The 20267-nt window shown below is 65.1% G+C and carries 14 protein-coding genes; 9 read left to right on the top strand and 5 right to left on the bottom strand.

The window, feature by feature from the left end; translation table 11 throughout:
• Positions 1-11 precede the first annotated feature (11 nt).
• Complete coding sequence (locus ACI2JO_RS16710; RefSeq protein ID WP_404721741.1) at positions 12-2780, bottom strand: TonB-dependent receptor; 2769 nt, start codon at positions 2778-2780, stop codon at positions 12-14.
• Between the two features lie 143 nt (positions 2781-2923).
• On the opposite strand from ACI2JO_RS16710, the gene ACI2JO_RS16715 reads away from it, so the two are divergent.
• The 4 genes from ACI2JO_RS16715 (at position 2924) to mgrA (ending at position 5930) form a co-directional block, all read left to right on the top strand.
• Complete coding sequence (locus ACI2JO_RS16715) at positions 2924-3679, top strand: FadR/GntR family transcriptional regulator (RefSeq protein ID WP_404721742.1); 756 nt, start codon at positions 2924-2926, stop codon at positions 3677-3679.
• A gap of 115 nt (positions 3680-3794) precedes the next feature.
• Positions 3795-4382, top strand: a complete 588-nt coding sequence (locus ACI2JO_RS16720; RefSeq protein ID WP_404721743.1) for an arylesterase — start codon at positions 3795-3797, stop codon at positions 4380-4382.
• 68 nt (positions 4383-4450) lie between these two features.
• Complete coding sequence (locus ACI2JO_RS16725) at positions 4451-4792, top strand: hypothetical protein (RefSeq protein WP_404721744.1); 342 nt, start codon at positions 4451-4453, stop codon at positions 4790-4792.
• Between the two features lie 58 nt (positions 4793-4850).
• Positions 4851-5930 (top strand): L-glyceraldehyde 3-phosphate reductase, encoded by a 1080-nt coding sequence (gene mgrA / locus ACI2JO_RS16730; RefSeq protein WP_404721745.1) that lies wholly within the window; start codon positions 4851-4853, stop codon positions 5928-5930.
• 141 nt (positions 5931-6071) lie between these two features.
• Here mgrA and ACI2JO_RS16735 read toward each other — a convergent pair whose 3' ends face one another.
• Positions 6072-6854, bottom strand: a complete 783-nt coding sequence (locus ACI2JO_RS16735) for a metallophosphoesterase family protein (RefSeq protein WP_404721849.1) — start codon at positions 6852-6854, stop codon at positions 6072-6074.
• A complete protein-coding gene (locus ACI2JO_RS16740) occupies positions 6851-7654 on the bottom strand; it encodes a hypothetical protein (RefSeq protein ID WP_404721746.1) in 804 nt (267 codons plus the stop codon). Before ACI2JO_RS16740 ends, ACI2JO_RS16735 begins: the two co-directional genes overlap by 4 nt.
• Before the next feature lie 540 nt (positions 7655-8194).
• Between ACI2JO_RS16740 and ACI2JO_RS16745 the strand changes: the two genes are divergently transcribed.
• Both ACI2JO_RS16745 and ACI2JO_RS16750 read left to right on the top strand, forming a co-directional pair.
• On the top strand, positions 8195-8701 hold the full coding sequence (locus ACI2JO_RS16745; protein ID WP_404721747.1) for a PEPxxWA-CTERM sorting domain-containing protein: 507 nt from the start codon (positions 8195-8197) through the stop codon (positions 8699-8701).
• A 98-nt stretch (positions 8702-8799) separates the two neighbouring features.
• Positions 8800-9624, top strand: a complete 825-nt coding sequence (locus ACI2JO_RS16750; protein WP_404721748.1) for a TrmB family transcriptional regulator — start codon at positions 8800-8802, stop codon at positions 9622-9624.
• Positions 9625-9668: 44 nt separating this feature from the next.
• Here the strand turns inward: ACI2JO_RS16750 and ACI2JO_RS16755 are convergent, their stop codons facing one another.
• Both ACI2JO_RS16755 and ACI2JO_RS16760 read right to left on the bottom strand, forming a co-directional pair.
• Positions 9669-14732: a M10 family metallopeptidase C-terminal domain-containing protein gene (locus ACI2JO_RS16755; RefSeq protein ID WP_404721749.1), complete on the bottom strand. Its 5064-nt coding sequence runs from the start codon at positions 14730-14732 to the stop codon at positions 9669-9671.
• Positions 14733-15467: 735 nt separating this feature from the next.
• Positions 15468-16553 carry an alpha/beta hydrolase family esterase gene (locus ACI2JO_RS16760; RefSeq protein WP_404721750.1) on the bottom strand — a complete coding sequence of 362 codons (1086 nt, stop codon included), beginning with the start codon at positions 16551-16553 and terminating at the stop codon, positions 15468-15470.
• Between the two features lie 293 nt (positions 16554-16846).
• Between ACI2JO_RS16760 and ACI2JO_RS16765 the strand changes: the two genes are divergently transcribed.
• From ACI2JO_RS16765 to ACI2JO_RS16775, 3 genes are all read left to right on the top strand, one after another.
• Positions 16847-17950, top strand: a complete 1104-nt coding sequence (locus tag ACI2JO_RS16765; RefSeq protein WP_404721751.1) for a sensor histidine kinase — start codon at positions 16847-16849, stop codon at positions 17948-17950.
• A 46-nt stretch (positions 17951-17996) separates the two neighbouring features.
• On the top strand, positions 17997-18374 hold the full coding sequence (locus tag ACI2JO_RS16770) for a response regulator (RefSeq protein WP_404721752.1): 378 nt from the start codon (positions 17997-17999) through the stop codon (positions 18372-18374).
• Between the two features lie 454 nt (positions 18375-18828).
• Positions 18829-20238 (top strand): methyl-accepting chemotaxis protein, encoded by a 1410-nt coding sequence (locus tag ACI2JO_RS16775; RefSeq protein WP_404721753.1) that lies wholly within the window; start codon positions 18829-18831, stop codon positions 20236-20238.
• Positions 20239-20267 lie beyond the last annotated feature (29 nt).

Below are 20267 nucleotides of genomic sequence, written 5' to 3' on the forward strand. Positions count from 1 at the left end.
TGTCGTGTGAATTACAGGCGCGCACGGATGCCGACCGCGAACATACGGGAATAAAGCACGGTATCACGCGGATAGAGCGCTGGATCGGTGAACGACGTCTGGTACAGGTCGCGCAGGATGTTGGTGGCGTCGAACACCACCGTGAACTTCGGGTTCAGATCGTAGGCGATCGAGACGTCGAGGTTGTTGATCGCGCCGTTGGTGATCCCGTTCGGATTGACCCCGGTGAAGTGCAGACCGGCATTGTACGAGTCGCGCCAGACGTAGGAGGCGCGCGTCGAAAGGCCGTTCTTCTCGTAGATCAGCGTCGCGGTCGCCGAGAATTTCGAGACGTTCTCGAACGGGATCTCGAGGAACCCCGTCCGGCCGGGCAGCGGCGAGAAGGCGCGGTTGACGCCGTCAATATAGGTGCCGTTGGCGCTGACCCCGAATCCGTCGAGGAAGCGCGGGAAATAGGTGAAGCCACCCTCGATCCCTGTCAGCCTGCCCGACCCGGAATTCTGCGGGCTGACCACCTGATAGGTGCCGTTGTCGGTGCCGAGATAGTCGATCTGCACGTTGCTGGTCACCGACTGGATGAAGCCGGTCACCGACCGGCGGAACACGGTCGCGGTGATCGAGCTGGACCGGTCGATATACCATTCGGCGGCAAGGTCGAAGTTGGTCGAGCGGACCGGCTTCAGCTCGGCATTGCCGCTGGTGCCGCGCCCGAATGGCTGCTGGCCGGGTACCGGCGGGGTGAGCGTCAGTGCGGGATTGAGCTGTGCGAAGCTCGGGCGCGTGATCGTGCTGCTCGCCGAGGCGCGCAGGAACAGATTGTCGCGCAGCTTGTAGCGCGCGGTGATGCTGGGCAGCACGTCGACGCCGTCGCTGCTGATCGTGATCGGCGTCACGACGCCGCGCACCGCGCGCGACGCGTTGGAGGTGATGTCGTTCTTGACAACGCGCACGCCCATCTGGCCGTCGAGCCGCCCGACCTCAAAGCTGGCCTGGACATAGCCGGCATAGCTCTTCTCGACGATGTTGAAGCCCAGGGTCTGCTGGAAGCCCGGATCGCCCGGCGCGGCGCCGAACCGCTGGCGCAACAAGCCAACATTGTCGAGCACGCCTTGTGTCGACGGCGACGCCCATTGCCGGACGAACGGCCGCACGCCGTCGTAGAAGTCGCCGGGCGTCGTCGTCATCAACCCGGGCACGTCGACCGCGCGCGCGGTGTAGCAGCGCAAGGCGCCGGTCGCGGAGCAGTTGAGGATCTGGTTGAACGCCTGCGAGCCCGCGTTGCGCCGGTTGATGCGCGCGCCCGCCGCCAGCTCGGTGAACACGCCGAGCGGCTCGGTATAGGCGATGTCGCTGCGGAAGGTCAGTTCCTCGCCCTTGCCCTCGGTGCGCTGCGTGTTGAGCCGCGACAGGAAATAGCGCGACGGATCGGCGATATCGTCGAACGGCAGCTCGAAGCGCGGTGTCCCGCTGCCCTCGAAATTGAAGAAGCCATTGGTCTGCCGCGCGATGAAATCGACGTCGACCGAGGCGACCCGATCGGTCGCCACCGAGCGCGTGTACGATCCCTCGGTATAGACGCGCCAGCCGTCGGCGAGCCATTCGGCGGACAGCGCCCCCTGGTAGCGATCCGCGACATTGTCGTTCACCGCCCCGAACACCGCGACCCGGCTGCCCAATGTGCTGATCCGATCGACCAGCTTGGTATCGCCCTTGAAGGTCAGCGGCGCGGCCAGCCGTCCTTCCAGCGAGGTGAAATTCTGGTTGCTGTTCCCGCGATCACGGAAGCCGTAGAACAGCCCGTCGGCGGTGATCGTCAGCCGCGGATCGGGGCGCCATTGCAAAGATCCGTTGACCGCCGGGCGCTCGCGCTTGCCGATCCGGTCGATCGCGCCGATCACGTCGGTGCGGAACACGCGCGGCTCCGACGCACTGGTGCCGCGCGGATCGAGCGGGAAGCCCGGCGTGTATGGCGCGCGCGTGTTGTCGAGATTGTAGCCGAAGAACCCGCCGCCGTAGATCGTCTCGTCGCGGTAGCGGGTCTGGTGGAACGACACGCTGACCAGCGCGCCGAGTTCGCCGATCCCGGTCGACCAGCGGTTGCTGAGCAACAGGCTCGCATAGGGATCGATCGTATCGGGCTGCTCGCTGTACACCTGCCGCGCGGCGACCGCGACCTCGGCGCCCTTGAAGTCGAACGGGCGGCGCGTGCGGACGTTGATGAGCCCGGCGATCCCGCCCTCGATCTGGTCGGCGGCACGCGACTTGTAGACGTCAACCCCGGCGACCAGATCGGCGGGCACGTCGGCGAGCGACAGCGAGCGCCCGGTGGTCGAGAAGATGTTGCGTCCGTTGACCACCGTCACGACGTCCGGCAGCCCGCGGATCAGCACCGTCGCGGATTCGCCACGCGCGCGGGGCGACACCTGAATGCCCGGCACGCGCTGGAGCGCCTCGACGACATTGTTGTCGGGCAGCTTGCCGATGTCCTCGGCAACCACCGAGTCGACGATCTGCTTGGCGTTGCGCTTGATCGACTGTGCCGACGACAGGCTCGCGCGCACGCCGGTGATGACGATGTCCTCCGCCGCCCCGGCGTCCGCGGACTGATCGGTCCCGGCCTGATCCGGACGGCCGCCGGTCTGCCCCGGCTGCGGCGTCTCGGTCGGCGGGACGCCGGCGAGCGGATCGGCCGCCTGTTGCGCGCCGGCTGGCGACAGCGCCGTCAGTACCAACCCGAGCGCGGACGCGCATGTTGCGTGCCGGAACCGCCTTGCCGCCATGATCCTCTCCCTTTGATTGCGGTTTGACCGCTTATGAGGTTGGCTTAATCTAGTACGACGAGATTGGCAAGATGTGGTCGTGACGAAGATTGTATGTGAGGATGTTGGCTAATCTCGTCATACCACATTGCGGGTCAGAATGCTTGACGGTCGATGGGGTGGTCGAGCATGGTGAAACGATGATCGCGCCGCCCGCCTCCGTCCGTCCCGACGACATCCGTGGCGGGATCGCGCACGATCTCGGCGTGGCGATCGTCACCGGGCGACTCGCACCGGGCACCGCCTTGGTCAGCGAGGAGCGGTTCAGCGCCGAGAACAACGTGTCACGCGGCGCCTATCGTGAGGCGCTGAAGGTGCTCGCCGCCAAGGGACTCGTCCAGCAGCGGCTCAAGAGCGCGACGCGCGTCAACGAGCGCGCGAAATGGAGCATGCTCGACATCGAGGTGCTCGGCTGGATGTTCGAGGGCGGCGCGACCCGCGACTTCATCGACGGCATCTTCGAACTGCGTCGGATCGTCGAGCCCTCCGCCGCCGCGCTGGCCGCGCAGCGGCGCGACGAACGGCAGCTCGCGCGGATGGGCCATTCGTTGCAGGAGATGGAGCGGCACGGGCTGCTGACCGCCGAGGGCCGCGCCGCCGACCAGGCGTTCCACCTCGCGGTGCTCGACGCGACGCGCAACGAGCCGCTGCTGACGTTGTCCAACTCGATTGCGGCAGCTGTCGAGTGGACTACGCGCTTCTCGCGCGACCAGCGGCGGCAGATGCGCGATCCGATGCCCGACCATCACGCAGTATTTAGGGCACTGATCGCGGGTGATGGCGAGGCTGCCAGACGCGCGATGGAAACGTTGATCGACAATGCTCTCACTGACGCAAACACGCCACTTCAAACGGATTGACACGCACGCCTGCGTAATCCCGTTTCCTCCGTGAGAGGTCGGTGCTTTGCAGATCTGACGCATGATGCCTGCGGCGGCGGGCTGATCTTTGCGGCGGCGGTCATATATACGCGCGATGCCCGCCTGCTCTACACTTCACGTTCTTGCGCTCGGCGACAGCTTGACTGCCGGCTACGGCCTGCCGACACGCGACTCATTTGCAGCGAAGCTGCAACAGGCGCTGCGCGACCGTCACCCCGATGCGACGGTGCTGAATGCCGGCGTGTCGGGGGACACGACCGCGGACGCGCTCCGCCGCCTGCCACGTGTGCTGAGCGGCCTGAAGCGCAAGCCCGATCTCGCCATCGTCGAGCTGGGCGCGAACGACCTGCTGCGCTTTGTCGCCCCGGCGCGCACCAAGGCGAACCTCGACGAGATCCTCGGCACGTTGACGTCTTGCGGCATCACGATCTTCCTGACCACTTTCGAGGTGCCGCCGTTCCTGCGCGCCCATGCCCCGTCATATGACGGCATGTATGCCGATCTCGCGGCGCGCCATGGCGCCGATCACGCCCCGTTCTTCCCGCCCGGCGTCATGGGTCACCCTCAGCTGACCCTGCCAGACGGCCTCCACCCCAACGCGCGCGCGATCGAGCTGGTCGTCGCGCATCTCCTGCCCACGATCATCTCGGCGCTTGCTTCCCCGACCGCCCCGCTCGCCTGATCGCGCCGGTCGGAACGACCACGCCCTCGGATCGTCCGGCTCCTGTTGGTCGGAACGAGGCAGCAGGCATGACAGAGGGAAATCCACCGACCACGCCAGATGGCCGCTACATGGTGGTGCGGGGGCGCTTGTGGCGCATGAGCAACCCCGCGCTGTCGCAGGACACGCGGCAGGCGCTCGTGGTGGAACTGATGGCTGCGCGCCGTGCGGTGCAGAGCGCGCTACGCCGCGATGATCCCGTCGCACGCCGCGCCGCCCGTTCGCGCGTCGACGCGGCCAAAGTCGCGCTCGGCGAGCGCGGCCCGGTTTGGTGGACCGACGGCACGCCCGACCTCAACCGTCGCCTGGCGCGCAACACGGGCTATGCCGATTGGTACGCACAACTCGCGACATCCGCCGCGCACGGTTAACACGCCTTGGTTGAAACGCGCGCGCCGCCATGCGTTAAGCTGTTGAAAAGGAGCATCCATGCCGTTCGACCCGCCTTATGCCGCCTCTCCCGACCGCTATGACGGCCGGATGCCCTATCGCCGCACCGGGCGCAGCGGGCTGCGGCTGCCCGCGATCAGCCTGGGCCTGTGGCAGAATTTCGGCGGCGCGGACGTGTTCGAAACCGGTCGTGCGATCCTGCGCCGCGCGTTCGATCGTGGCGTCACCCATTTCGATCTCGCCAACAATTACGGGCCGCCCTACGGATCGGCGGAGGAGAATTTCGGTCGCGTGCTCGCCGCCGATCTGCGCGCGCACCGCGACGAACTCGTGATCTCGACCAAGGCGGGCTGGGACATGTGGCCCGGCCCCTACGGCGACATCGGCTCGTCACGCAAATATCTGATCGCCAGCTGCGATCAGAGCCTGAAGCGAATGGGGCTCGACTATGTCGACATCTTCTATTCGCACCGCGTCGATCCGGCGACCCCGCTGGAAGAGACAATGGGCGCCCTGGTCCAGCTCCACCGGCAGGGCAAGGCACTGTACGTCGGCATCTCCTCCTATGATCCAGGGCTGACCCGCAAGGCCGCGCAGATCCTCGCCGAGGAGAAGGTCCCGCTGTTCATCCACCAGCCGAGCTATTCGATCCTCAACCGCTGGATCGAGCGCGAGCTGCTCGACACGCTGGAGGACCTTGGCACCGGCTGCATCGCCTTCTCGCCGCTGGCCCAGGGCATGCTGACCGACAAATATCTGCACGGCATCCCGCAGGGCGCACGCGCCGGCCGCGGCGGCTCGCTGTCGCAGGGGATGCTGACCGATCAGAACCTCGCGGCGATCCGGGCGCTCAACGACATCGCGGCGGGGCGCGGGCAGACGCTGGCGCAGATGGCGATCGCGTGGGTTCTGCGCGATTCGCGCGTTACCTCCGCACTGATCGGCGCGCGCACCGTCGAGCAGCTCGACGATTCGCTCGACGCGGTCAAGGCGCTCGACTTTTCGGCTGGCGACCTCGCCGCGATCGACAAGGCGGCCGAGGACGGCGGGATAAATCTCTGGGCTGACTCATCCGACATCACCGCCCTGCCTCCCGCGCAGGGCGCGCCAGCCCGCTGAGTCTCGATCATATCGGTGATCACCGGATCACCGATATCCCACGCTCGGAGTTCGTGGCGATCTCGCTGGCGCTGCCAGCGCACAGAGCCACTTTCGGCCGTTCCAAAGCGAACTGCTCCACCGTCGGTCAAGGTGCGGATGCTACGACGCCATGCTGTCGTCGACCGCCTGGATCACGTCGATCGCCTCGTCTTCGATCCGTAAGGCGGTAAGCACGCCAGTTTTGTATGCTCCAGTGTCGATGCCGATCCGGTGAGGCAGCACCGTCGCGCGATCATTTTCCCAGGTATGACCGTGCACGATCACCGCGGTCGACGGATTGGGATGGTCGAGGAATTCGGCGCGTATCCAAAGCAAGTCTTCGCGGTGCTGCGCCGCCAATCCCACCCCCGGCCTCACGCCGGCATGGACGAAGGCATAGTCACCTGTGGTCACCATCGGCTCTAAGCAGTCGAGCAAACGATAATGCGAGGATGGCATCGCATCCAGCAGCCGATCGCGCAGCATCGTTAAGGTTGCCTTATCCAGCTCCCCCTCGGGCACGTTCAGACCGTAGGATACCAGCGTCTCCGCACCGCCGAACGACAGCCAGCGTGAATGTGCGGCCGGTTGATCGATGAACATGCGCAGCATCGCTTCGTGATTGCCCTCCAGCAGTGTCACGTCCACCGCGCGGGATCGCGACAGCCACGTCAGTGCCGTCAGCACCTTGGCTGAGTCCGGGCCACGATCGACATAGTCGCCGCACATCACCAGCATCGGCGTTACACCGGAATAGCGCTCTGCGGCGTCACGGCTGATCTCGGCCAGCAGCGCGCGCAGCAGGTCGTAGCGACCATGGACGTCACCCACCGCGTAGAGGGGGCGGCCTCCGCTGCGCGCGCCGCGCCGTGGACGATGGGTCTCGCGCCGGAACGCGATCATTGCCACGGCGTCCGATCATCGGCGACCGCAGCATCGGCCAGCGTGCGCAGGTCCGCCGCGACCATGTCGTAGATCCGCAGTGCTTCGCGCGGACGATACGCCGCGACATTTCGCGCGCGGATCCACTCGCCGCGATAGTCGCGTAGATCACGCACCCGCACCCCCGACCGGGTCGCTTCTGCATAGGCGCGCGCCACGTCGCCGTCGGCGGCAGATAGCCGGACGTTCGTGCAGTCGGTGTCGTCATAGCAATCCGCTCGCGACCGAGCGGCGATGGCAGCCGGCGGGCTTGCCGGTTGGTCCTGGATCACGTGCGGTGTGCGACGGAACAACACGTCGGCCCGCTCACCATTGCCACGCGAATCCAGAGACTCAAGGCGCTGCGGGGCGGACGTGCTCTTGGCCTGTTTCAGGCGCTTGGTGACCGCTATCGCACTCGCGGGCACGTCTGAGGGCCCAGCCGACGCCACCATGGCGTTTGATATCGCCTCGGGCGGCAACGCCGTCGATTTCAGCGTCCTGCCCTCGAAACGCGACGCGGGCATGGGCGCAGGCCGCGCGGCGGCCGTCTTCGGAAGTGCTGAAGGGCCAACGATGGCGGCGCCTACCGTGTTCTTTCCGATGACCACACCGCTCCCGATCGCCGCCGCAAATCCGGCGACACTGAGTAGCGTGATGGTCAACAGGCGCGAAGGTGGTCGCTTGCCCTGCGGTGCCCCGATGTGACGGTCCGCACGGAGCAACTCTTCGTCGACCCCACGCTGTCCCTCACCAAAGATGGCGACCATGTCGTCTGCCACCTCGTGTGCCATATCGGACAAACGGGCGGCCGAGTGTATTGAGGCTGGTGGGTTCACGCTGGGCATTATCGTCGCCTTTCGGCGTCTGGCTAGCGACGACGCCGTGAACGCGCGCTGTATTCCGCGGTCAGCTACGGCTCATGCACGACCGGGGCCGGCGAATTAGCCCGACACGTTATCGGCCTCGCGATCGCGACCGGCCGCCGTGGCGTGGTCGGCGTCCCGTTCATCGAACCGCTACGCGGCCATGGCGCGGGCCGATTGTCTCTCCGGCATCATCGCAGAGGTCATCTGTGTCGTTCCGAATTTGGCGGCACCCGCCGGCGTCCGGGCAGTGATGCTGTGTCGCCGCGGACATCCCTCCTGCGGCTCAATCGTCTTTGCGACGGATGACACAGGGTCTCAAAATCGGACATTTCTTTGCCTCGGCGAGCGATCGTGCGGCCTTTCGACGCGAGCATAAAGCTTGACCCTCGTACGGGTATTATATTTAGATAATACCTTGGGCACCTTGAAGTGGCGGCTCAGAAACAGGGGGACATGATGAAAAAGTGGCAGAAGATCAGCGTCGCTTCGCTGGCCATCCTTGCGGCTATCCCGGCGCAGGCAGCGCAATTCGATTTCAGGTTCGGCGACTATTCCTGGTCGATCGACACCGATGACAAACCGTACGCGAATGACGACGATGGTCTGGTTTACGCTGGCGTTGCCTCGCTTCAGGCCGGCTCGGCCGGTCCCACGTTCGACATCGACTTCTTCTCCGGTGCCAAAGATGGCGGCCTGCGTCTGACCGATGCCGACTCCGGAGACCTCGCCGCATTCTCTGGACCAGTGCTGTACAGCAGCGCAGGCAACAATATCCGCTTCAACACCGGCGACTTCGATCTCACACCCACAGCGGGCGGTTCGTCGTCACGCCTGACGATCACAACGGCTGCTGCCGTGCCTGAGCCGGCAACCTGGGCGATGATGATCCTCGGCTTCGGCGTGGCGGGCGCTGCACTTCGCAGCCGTCGCCGGACAGGATTGCAGGCGCAGCAAGCCTGATCGACCACGCGGGGAATGACGGATCGCGCGCAGTGGTTTGCGCGCGATCCACTTTGCCGTAAACACGTGGCGATGATCATATCTGACCGTAGCCGACGATGAACGAGCCTGAATCGGCGTTGACGGCGCTCGGCTTCAACCAGCTTGAATCAAACGTCTATTGCGAACTGCTCCGGCAATCGCCCGCGACCGGTTACCGGTTGGCGCAGCGCCTCGGCCGTGCGCCGGCGAACGTCTATCAGGCGCTCAACGCGCTGACACAGAAAGGCGCGATCCTCGACGAAAGCGATAGCGGTGAGGCGGCCACCTATGTTCCCGTGCCGCCCGCGCAGCTGCTCGCCAGCCTCCGCCATGGTTTCGACGAGCGGATCCAGACGGCGCTCACGACTCTGCAATCGGTTCATGCCCCGCCCCCTGAGGAGACGCTGTCGCGGCTCCGAACGGTCCCGCAGACGATCGAGCGCGCGCGCGCGATGCTGGCGAGCGTGCAACAAACCGTGATGCTCGACATGATGCCGCCGCTCTACGATCTCTTCAAAGCCGATCTGGTGGCGGCACAGAAGCGTGGCGTACAGATCGCCGGCATCGCCTACCGGCGCGAGGATGTCTCTGCGACGATGCCATACAAGGGGCAGCCGCCGGCGGAGGTGGTGGCGCGCTGGCCGGGGCTCGGCATGATCCTCGTCACCGACGCGTCTGAAATGCTGCTGGCACAGGTGCGGCTGGAGCCCGCGCACGTCCTAAATGCCGTCTACACCGACAGCCGCTTTCTCAGCTGCGTCATCCATGGCCTGCTCCAGACCGATATCCGGCTCGTCGCGCTTCGTGCCGAAGGTCCGGAGGCGGTTCCGCCCTCCCCGCTCGATGCGCTCGAGCTGCGGCGTGCGCAACCGCCCGGCCTTGCGGCGCTGCTCGCCCGCTGACGCCGACGATGGCGGCCCCGGCGCGGTGCCGGGGCCGCCCGCCCTCATGCCAGATGAAGGTGCGCGTCCATCGCGAAGCGCGCCCAGTGTTGCGCGGGATCGAACATCTCCGCCGCAAGGCCGCTGTCGTGCGCGGACGCGACCGAGCCAGTCGGTGCGGACGAGGTATCTACCCACGGATCGGACAGCGGCGTGCCGGTGACCGGTGCCGCGTTGGTCTGCCCGACCGCCGCCACCTGCCCGTCCAGCGTGTCGGCCGAGGCCCACAGCGCGGGGGTCGCGTCGGACAATGGCACGATGCCGGTCGTGTCGGTGACCGGAGTCGCCGCCCCGCCCTTTGGATCGAACGGCGTGACGACGATCGGCGTGAACACACCGTCACCATCGACGCGGTAGAAGTTGTCGGCGGTGAAATCCTCGACCTTCGTGTTCTCGAACGTCAGCATCGTGCGCCATTGGAAATAGGTTCCGGCGCGATCCATATCGACCTGCAACTGTACGCTGGTCCCGTCCTGAACGAGCTTCATCTGCCCGATCGAGAACGGATTGACCCCGGTGAACCAGCCTCCGAGGATCTGCGACAGATCGACCTTGTCGCCGTCCGCGCCTGCTTGGAAGTCGTGGATGATGTTCGTCCGGTCGAGCTCACCCGTGAAATTGTCGGCATAGAGGATCGCCAGCGTGTCCTGCCCCGTCCCGAGCGTGACCTCCAGCGTCGACGGGTTGAGCCCGCCGATCCCGATCCCCACGACATCGTCGCCCGCGCCGGCATCGACATAGCCGGTCTTCTGCCCGGAAATGTTGATCCGGTCGTCGCCGTTGCCGCCGATCAGTGTCACCGTATCGGTTTGGCGATAGAAGCGCGGCTGGACGAAGCGGTTGTAGGTCGGGATCGAGAAATATTCGACCAGATCGTTGCCGTCGCCGCCATCGACGTAGACGGTTTGTGCCGGCTGGCCGTAGGTGCGCGCGACCCCCAGGATATCGTCGCCACCGAAGCCGTAGATCCGGTCGTCACCGCCCAGCCCGTCGCGGATCAGGTTGGACTGATCGTTGCCGTAGATCGTGTCACTGAACGCGCTGGTGGTGACGTTTTCGAAGTTGAGGATCGTGTCGACGCCGGCGCCGCCGGTGTCCTGCGCGTCGGTGCGACGCAGGTCGACCGTCACGCCTGCCGTGGCGCCGGCATAGCTGACCGTGTCGTTGCCGACGCCGCCGTCGAGCCAGTCGTCACCCGCGCCGCCGCTGACGATGTCATCACCAGACCCCGCCGAAAGGTGATCGTTGCCCGCGCCGCCCTGCAGCACGTCATAGCCGTCGGCGGTCTCGACCCAATCGTCGCCGTTGCCGCCGTAGAACCGCAGCGCTTCGATGCTGGTCACCGATCCATGCGCCACGCCATCGGCATAGACGACGTTGGTCGCCTGCGTGTCCTGCATGTTGAGATGGATCGCCTCGCTGCGACCTGCATAGTAGAGCACGCCGAGATCATTGCCCTCGCCGCCGTCCAGCGTGTCGAACCCGCCGTCCATCAACACCAGGCCGTCGATGACGAAATGATTGCCGTATTGCGAGACGATCGCCGAACCGCCGATCAGGACGTCGTTGCCCGATCCGCCCATCAACAGATCGTCGCCTTCGCCGCCGATCAGCCGGTCCGCGCCGCGGCCGCCGATCAACGTGTCGTTGTTCGAGGCCGCGACCGCATTGGCGATACGCAGTTGCTCGTCGCCGACGAGCAGGTCGTCGCCATCGCCGCCTTCCAGCCAGTCGTCTCCCTGCCCGCCAATCAGCACGTCGACATCGCTGCCGCCGATCAGCCGGTTCGCGCCGCCGGTGCCGAACAGGATGTTGCCGTGATCGCCGCCAACGACATTCTCGATCCCATCGAGCAGATCATAGCCGCCGCTCGCGGTATTCTGCTGCGACGTGACGGTCAGGTCGACCTTCAGGAGCCCGCCGGTCTTTGAATAGTCGATGGTGTCGGTGCCGCCACGCCCCACGTACAGATCGTCGCCGCCGGCATCGTAGAAGATGTTGTCGTTGGCGTCGCCGAAGAAGCTGTCGTCGCTTGCCCCGCCACGCAGGTTCTCGATGCCGATCAGCAGGTCGGTCCCTTCGCCGGTGTCGTAAGGGTCGGTGCGCGTCAGGTCGACGAAGTGGCTGACGTTCGCGCTGAACACCGCGGTGTCATTGCCCTCGCCACCGTCGATAACGTCGTCGCCGAAGCCGCCGTCGAGTGCGTCGTTACCCGCTCCGCCGACGAGCAGGTCCGAGCCTTCCCGACCGCTGAGCGTGTTGTTCCCGGCATCGCCCATCAGCATGTCGTCGCCGTATCCGCCTTCGACCGCCTCGACATTGGCGAAGGTCGCCAGCGTCGCCCCGTTCGCCCGTGCGGTAACCACGCCGGTGCCCTGCCCGGTCAGACGCGCGAAGACGCCGTCGTTATGGCCGAAGAAGCTGACCGTATCGAAGCCTGCGCCGCCGTCGATCGTGTCTGCACCGGTCGACAGGCCGGTCGCGCTGTCCACCAGCACGTCGTCGCCGGCGCCGCCCTTGATCGTGTTCGCGCTCGCATCGCCCATCAGCGTGTCGTTGCCTGCGCTGCCGAGGATGTCCTCGAACCCGGTTGCGAGCACCGACGAGCCGAGCTGGACGAACTGGTCGCTCCCCTGCGCGGCGAGGCTGAAGGTCACGCCACGATCCAGTCCCGCGAAGGAGATCGTATCGCGCCCCGCCCCGCCGTTCAGGATATCGTGCCCGCCGCCGCCCGCGATGACGTTGTCGCCTCCCGTGCCGGTCAGGACATCGTTGAAATGCGAGCCGATCAGATTTTCGACGCCGTTGATCGTGTCGGTACCCGACCCGCCCGTGTTCTGCGCCTTGGTGACGTTCAGGTCGACCGTCACACCGCCGCGCGCCCTGGCGTAGGAGAGCGTGTCGTTGCCCGCGCCGCCCGAGATCAGATCGTCGCCGCTCGCCGCGACCATCAGGTCGTCGCCGTCGCCGCCATACATCCGTGCCGATCCGACCGCGGTGACGTTGCTCTCTACCGCGGCATTCTCCAGCGAGACGTTCAGGATATAGGGCATGTCATAGGCGAAGCCGCCGAGGTTTTCGGTCGCGACGCCCTCGTCGTCATAGCTGCTGAAGATGCCGCCGACGCGCACATAATAGACGCCATCGGCCGGGATCATCGCCTCGAGCCACGGCGCGCCGCCCGAACGGCTGCCGGCATCGGTACGGTCGATGCCATAGTTGCTCGCGAGCACATTGCCGCGCGCGTCGAGCAGCTCGATTGCGGTCATCGACGGCGGCACATTGTCCAGATCGAGGATCAGCTTCGACCCGGCGGCGCCGGTGAAGCTGTAATAGTCTGCGCCGCCCCCCGGCCCGGTCGCGCGCACGGTCGCGTGCGGCAGCACGGTCGATTGCGTGACCAAGTTCGCGTGAACCAGATCGAACGAGCCGTCGAGCTTCACCGCCCCTGCCGCCGACTGATTGTTCCACGGGGTCGTCTCGACCAGATCCGGACGATCGGCATAGACGATCGTATCACCCCCGCCGACCAGCGTGTCGTTGCCGGCGCCGCCATTCAGATAGTCACGCCCGCCGCTGCCGCCGGACAGGAAATTGTCCGAACGATCGCCGATCAGCGTATCGTTGAACGCCGTGCCGATCGCCCCTTCGACCTGGCGCAGCACGTCGCGATCATTGCCGTTGGCGACGATGATATCGGCCGTATTGTTGTTGAAGGTGATGCTGATTCCGGTCTTTGCGTCGGAAAAATCAGCGACATCGTTGCCCGCGCCGCCGATCAGCATGTCGCTGCCCGCACCGCCGACCAGCAGATCGTCTCCGGCGCCGCCTTCGAGGCGATTGTTCGCCTGATTGCCGACAATCCGGTCATTGCCGCTGCCGCCGATCGCGTTCTCGATCAGCGACGCGGTATTGCCTTGGTAGAGCAAGGCGTTGGCGACATTGCCGATCATCGGCGCGTCGCCGTCGACATAGGCCAGTGCGTTGGCGACCTGCGCGCTGGAGAGTGTCGAGAACTCGCCCGGACGCAGGTCTATCGACAGGTTGCCGGTGTAATTGCTGAAATCATAGGTGTCGTTGCCGCCACCATCCCAGACGGTTTCCAGCACCTTGTTGCCCGCCGGCGCGTCGCGCCACACGCCGTTGACCGACAAGGCGCCGGTGGTCGGATCCCAGCGGTAGACGGTGTCGCCGGCATTGGTCGCGTAATTGGCACCATAGAGATACTGGAGTGCGGCGATGTCGTACATCATGTACGTCTGCGCCTGGTTCTGCTGATCGCCGTTGAAGGTCGAGGTGGTATTGGGCGACGTCGTGTACGACATGATCGACCACGGCTGTCCATCCCGGTCATATTCGAGCGCACGCGAACCGTGGAATGGCTCGTCCAGCCCGAAGAAGGAGCCGAGATCCTCGTCGGTGTAGTCCGAATGACCGTGTTTAAGGCCGAGCGTGTGCCCGATCTCGTGCATGATCGTGACGAAGCCCCAGTTGCCGCGCTGCGGCGCTTCATAATAGGGCTGTGCCGTTCGCCCGAACCAGATGTCGCCGCCCAGATTGTCGACCGTGTGCGGGAAATAGCCCATCGCCGAACCGACGTTGCCCGACGCCGTCGATGACAACCGGAAGTCCGGACGCTCGGGACCGTTGGCTGCGACCTCGACGAACTTCAGCCCGGTATAGCTCGATACGAGATTGAACGCCTGGCGCGCCGCCGCCTGCTGCAGGGCGTTGAACGGCAGATGCTGGGTATTCTGCCCTGAATCATAGCTGCTGCCGTAGACATCACCATTATCGGGGAATGAGAAGGTGAGCGTGGTCGCGGTCCAGCGCGATCCGATCAGAACCGCGTCGATATTCCGGTCGCCCGAGTAATAATAGAAGCCCTGATCCGAATAATGCTGGGTGAGCATCTCTGCGCCGCTGCGAGCGATCGTCGGGTCGCTCGTTACGTGCGGCGTTGCGCTGCCGCTGCCCGACATCGCCGCGCAGAAGGCGCAGGCGCAACCTGCCACGAGGTCGGTTGTGCCGGCTGTGCCGAAAGTCGTCAGGTTATCGGTGATTGTCACGCCGCTCATCATAGTCCCCCCGGTTCGTCAAAGACCGCTACGTTACACTTTTGTTAGTGTTAGTTTGTAACAAGGATAACGACCTGTCAAACATGAGTTACATAGCCGCGCGCGTTACCGACGGCTCAAATTGATCCAGGTTGGGACACCCCGCTCGAGCGGGGACGGGATCCCTCTCCCTCTCCCATCCCGCTCAGGCGTAGATTAAGCATCGCAAGGGTGCAGTCTGATGCAAGCACAGATCTGCTAATCGCCAATCATCATGACGCTTTATATGGCAATGACCTGTTTAAATCTCATCATCGCGCTATTTCGCGCTAGCCCGTTTTGGGTATGTTCTGGTGAAGCATTGCTGAGCAATCCGGTTTCGGCCGTGTGCAGCCAAATGGCTGCGGTCAAACCGCGGACATTTGTTCTGTATGCTGCGGACTGGAAGCGATGACGAGTTCAGCCGTCTTGATCTGACAGGCGATCGGGCATCGGGTGAGATTCCCGAAGAAAGGATCGAGTCGTTCCACTTTCCAGCGGCGCGCTTGGCGTGAACTTCACCTTAGTAGCAGCTTGGCGAAAGGGCACTCTGACGTTGTGCCGATGCTGCTTGCGGTAGGTACATGCGGCCACGATATGGGTTTTCGGCGTCTTGTCCGCCATTTCAGCGCGCGTGCAGGTGTGCGGACGACGCTTGAGCGGACGGAGCGGGCAGCGCGGCAGGGGAGTAATGCCGTACGAGCACCCTCACGGCTTCATCAGCCCGGCGGCGCGCAGCGCTTCGCTGATCGTTGCCGCCGGGTCCAGACGCGCGGGCGACGCGGGCGCGGGCGCGGGCGCGGGCGCGGCGGTGGGCGTCGCCACAGGCCGGGGCGGCGCAATCGCGGGAACGATGCCCCATGCGGCCGCGATGCGGTAGGTGGAGGAGATCCCGGCGTCGAGCATGTGCGGCCCGGGCGATCCGCAGGCATCGTCGCCGTGGGTCGCCAGCGGAGTGCCGTGCCCCATGCCAGCGACCACATATTCCTCGATCACCGCACGACCCGCGGCATCGCGCCAGGTCCGGTGGACGTGCCCCGCAACCCGCTCGGTCGTATCAGGCTCACCGACGCCGTGAAGCCCGCGCCATTGGTCCACGATCATCGCGGCGTTGACCGCGTCGACCGTGGCGTCGCTGCTGCCGTGCCAGACCGACACGGCGGGCCACGGGCCGCGGTGCGGCGATGCCGCCCGCACCCGCTCACCGAGGCTGGCGCGATCGTGGCCGCGCCCGCGCATCCGCTCCAGCGCCTCGGGCACCCCGCGTGCGGAGCCAAACGGCAGGCCGGCGACGATCGCGCCGCCCGCGAAGAGCTCGGGATGGCAGGCCAGCATCGCCGAGGTCATCGCCCCGCCCGCCGACAGGCCTGTGACGAAAACTCGCGCCGGATTGAGCCCGTGGCGTTCGACCGTGGCAACGATCATTTCGCGAATAGACTCGACCTCACCGCTACCGCGCCGCGTGTCCTCGGGCGAAAACCAGTTGAAGCACAGATTGGGATTGTTCGCCCGCTGCTGTTCAGGGAACAGCACCGCGAAGCCGAACCGATCGGCAAGCTCGGACCAGCCCGATCCATGGTCGTAATCCGCCGCCGTCTGTGTGCATCCGTGCAGCACTACGACCAGCGGGGCTTCCGGAGAGAGGCCCGATGGCACGTGCAGCAGCGCGCGCAAGGCGCCCGGATTTCTGCCGCTACCTTCCAGTGGCGTGAGATTGCTGTCCCGCCCGGTGGCGGGAAATGTGGCGGGTGTCAGATTCCGAAGGCGAGCGATCGTGCTGGAAATCGAGCGCATGGCGGTGCTCCTTGCTGGCAGTGAGGAGCATCTGACCCGCGATGCGACTGCCGCGCACGCGATCGTTGTGCGTTGCAGCATAGTTGGGGTGTCGGCGATGATCCTGCAAGTGAGTGGTGAGCGAACCGTTCGTTCTGGAGAGAACCGGCCGCATCGCCGCCTGCGGAACGTCATCATATCGTCCGATGGCCAGCGGCCGACCGGACCTCCAGTCCCGCGAGATCGCGCGATGGCAAGGCAAACGGGTAAAAAAAACAGCTGCATAGCTGCCGAGAGAGCAATAAGGCCGGGTTGTGACTGATCCCGTACTCAGCGACCCACATCATCCGTTTGCGGCCATCGGCGGCGATTGCGCCAACACCTTGCGGGCGATCGACTGGACCGATCATCCGTTGGGCGATCCGGTCGGCTGGCCGGCGCCGCTGAAGACGGCCGTCCAGATCGTGCTCGCCTCCCGGTTCCCGATGATGGTGCATTGGGGGCCGGCGCTCTTCACGTTTTACAATGACGCGTATGCGCCCAGCCTCGGCCGCAAACATCCCGGACATATGGGACAGCCGGCACGCGAGTGGTGGTCGGAGATGTGGGATCAGCTGACACCCGTCTTTGATCAGGTGCTCGCCGGCAAGACGGTGTTTGTCGAAAATGGACGCTACACGCCGGATCGCGACGGCGTACCGAAAGAAGCGTTCTTCACGCACTCGCACAGCCCACTCTGGGATGTCGACGGGCGGGTTGCAGGTATTTTCCTGGTCGTCGCGGAAACCACGTCCGAAGTTGTGGCCAAACGGGATCGCGACGCCGCGACCGAGCAGCAGCTCCTCCTCAACGAGGAACTGGCCCATCGCATCAAGAACACGCTGAGCGTCGTGCAGGCGCTCGCGCAGCAGACGTTGAACAAGGTGGAGGATCAGGAGGCGGTTGCCTCGTTCGGAAAGCGATTGACTGCTCTCGCCGCAGCGCACGACGTGCTGACGCGGGATCAATGGTCGACCGCAGGTTTGGGCGATGTCGCAAAGGGAGCGTTGGCAACGTTCGGCGAAGATCGCTTCCTGCTGTCCGGCCCCGAGGTGATCATCGGGCCACGGGCCACCTTGTCCTTGTCGCTGATGCTGCATGAACTGGCCACCAACGCCGCCAAATATGGGGCGCTGACGGCGACCGCCGGCAGGGTAACGGTGTCGTGGGCCGTCACCAGCGACGGGAACAAGGACATACTGCGCCTGCGCTGGGCGGAGCGCGGTGGACCGCCGGCGAGCGAGCCGACCCGCAAGGGTTTTGGATCGCGCCTGATCCGCATGGGGCTAACCGGCTCCGGCGGCGTTACGCTTTCCTATGGACCGGAAGGCTTGTCCGTAGAGGCAACCGCACCGCTGTATCAGGTTCAAGAGGCATAACGCGTAGATCGACATGGGACAGTCTCAAGCCCTGACACGATGGCCGGTGCTGATCGTCGAGGACGAGCCGATTTTGCGGATCGATGCGATCAGCATGGTCGAGGACGCCGGCTTCGAAGCGGTGGAAGCGATGAGCAGCGCCGATGCCATCACGCTGCTTGAAGAGCGGCTGGATATTCGTCTGGTCTATATGGACCTCGATATGCCGCGCAGTCGCAAGGGAATCGAGATCGCGGCGGCGATCCGGAAGCGCTGGCCACCGATCGAGATCATTCTGACCGCCGCCTACTTCACGCGGGAAAGCGTGTCGCTGCCGGAGCGCGCGGAATTCTATCCCAAACCGATCGACCGCTTTCAAATCGTGGATGCGATGCGACGATTGATGAAGCGGCCGATTGCCGGGGCGGAAGCACCGAAAGCTTGATTGGCGGCTCGCGGAAGCGTCGCCGCAAGGGGGATCAATCCTCACCCGGACCGCGGATGCATACGACCGGGAGCCGCCAGTTCCCGCACGATGCCCGCCAAAGGCTTCGCTGCTCCGGCTCGCTTCCGATGATCCGGGCAAAACCGGAAACCGTGCATTTGCCTAAAGGCTCCATTGGCCCTGAAGCAATTTAACAGATCCTTAACAGTTCTGGCATCGTCCGATGCCGTTGCCGCGGTAAGAAGATGTCAATGGTAAACCTTTAGGCACCTGACGACATGAAATACCCGTAATACTGGGCCCGATCGGCCGCCTTTAATGGTTAAGTTTGACGGAAGCATCGTGGATATATTTAACCATCTGTTTTCGATCACAAATATCGATGCAAATCACTATTTCGCCAATGGAAATTTATTGAGCTTCGCTAGTTCTGCCGGCCGGTAGGAGTACGAAGATGATTGCCTGGTTCCAAAACAACGCCCCGATCCGCGTCAAATTCCGCGTAGTTGTCGCCTTTCAGATCCTGGTCGCGGCGCTGAGCCTCAGCCTGATCTACATGGCGGCCATGTCGCCGGCGACCGAGGTGTGGAGCATCATGCTGGGCGGCTCGGGGCTGGCGTCGCTGCCGGTTCTGCTGACCTGGTACAGCGGCAAGCTGATCAGCGATCCCTACGTGACGACCGTGGTCAGGATGGAAGCGCTCGCGGCGGGCGATCTCGATGCCGACATCCTGTTCTCCGACCATCGCGACTGTGTCGGACGGATGAGCCGGGCGATGCGGGTCTTCCGCGACAATGCCGAGATGATCCGTCGCGCCACCGCGGACTCGCAGGCGATGGTCGAGGCGCTGGGCTCCGGGCTCGGACGAATGGCGTCGGGCGATCTGACGCTTGAGATCAAGGTGCCACTCGCCGCGCAGTTCGAAACGGTCCGGCACGACTTCAACGTCGCGATGACGGCAATGGCCTCGACGCTGAACAGCGTATCGGTGGTCGCGGACGGGATCAACAGCGGCAGCGCCGACATCCGCGCAGCGTCGGACGATCTGTCCCGGCGCACCGAACAACAGGCGGCGGCACTCGAGGAAACCGCCGCGGCGATGGACGAGATCACGACGACCGTCCGCCAGACCGCCGAGGGGGCGACCAAGGCCAGCGCGCTGGTGCTGCAGGCGCGTGGCGAGGCGCATTCGTCGGGCGAGATCGTCGCGCGCGCCGTCACCGCGATGGACGGGATCGAGCGCACGTCGGTCGAGATTGGCGAGATCATCAGCGTCATCGACGGGATCGCTTTCCAGACCAATCTGCTCGCGCTCAACGCCGGCGTCGAGGCGGCGCGCGCCGGGGACGCCGGCAAGGGCTTCGCGGTGGTTGCCTCCGAGGTGCGCGCGCTCGCCCAGCGCTCGGCGGATGCGGCCAAGGACGTCAAGGCGCGGATTGCCGCCTCCACGGTGCAGGTCGAGGCCGGAGTGGAGCTGGTGAGCGCCACCGGGTCGGCATTGCGCGGCATCATCGGTCGGGTGGAGGAGATCAACACGATCGTCTCGACGATTGCCGCCTCGGCCAAGCAGCAGGCGGTCGGTCTTCAGCAGGTCAATTCCGCCATTGCCGAGATGGACGGCGTGACGCAGCAGAATGCGGCGATGGTGGAAGAGGCGACTGCGGCAACGCGCACCCTCGCCTCGGAAGCGCAGGATCTGGCAGCCGAAGTCGCGCGCTTCACGCTTGTCGGCAAGAGCGGCCGCCCGCCGGCTCCGCAGCATCATGGTGCCGGCGCGCAGCGTTCCAGACTCGAGGTGGTGCGCTCGGCGCCGCGGGTCGCCGCGCTGCGGCCGACCGCACAGGAAGACTGGTCATCGTTCTGACCGGGCCACGACGATGGACGACCAAGCCC

The organism is Sphingomonas sp. NPDC079357, assembly GCF_044901155.1.
Taxonomy (GTDB): domain Bacteria; phylum Pseudomonadota; class Alphaproteobacteria; order Sphingomonadales; family Sphingomonadaceae; genus Sphingomonas.

Coding starts and splice junctions, on each gene's coding strand:
- ACI2JO_RS16725 (WP_404721744.1), top strand. CDS start 4,451: ATGACAGAGGGAAATCCACCGACCACGCCAGATGGCCGCTACATGGTG.
- ACI2JO_RS16710 (WP_404721741.1), bottom strand. CDS start 2,780: ATGGCGGCAAGGCGGTTCCGGCACGCAACATGCGCGTCCGCGCTCGGG.
- ACI2JO_RS16775 (WP_404721753.1), top strand. CDS start 18,829: ATGATTGCCTGGTTCCAAAACAACGCCCCGATCCGCGTCAAATTCCGC.
- ACI2JO_RS16750 (WP_404721748.1), top strand. CDS start 8,800: ATGAACGAGCCTGAATCGGCGTTGACGGCGCTCGGCTTCAACCAGCTT.
- ACI2JO_RS16760 (WP_404721750.1), bottom strand. CDS start 16,553: ATGCGCTCGATTTCCAGCACGATCGCTCGCCTTCGGAATCTGACACCC.
- ACI2JO_RS16745 (WP_404721747.1), top strand. CDS start 8,195: ATGATGAAAAAGTGGCAGAAGATCAGCGTCGCTTCGCTGGCCATCCTT.
- ACI2JO_RS16720 (WP_404721743.1), top strand. CDS start 3,795: ATGCCCGCCTGCTCTACACTTCACGTTCTTGCGCTCGGCGACAGCTTG.
- mgrA (WP_404721745.1), top strand. CDS start 4,851: ATGCCGTTCGACCCGCCTTATGCCGCCTCTCCCGACCGCTATGACGGC.
- ACI2JO_RS16735 (WP_404721849.1), bottom strand. CDS start 6,854: ATGATCGCGTTCCGGCGCGAGACCCATCGTCCACGGCGCGGCGCGCGC.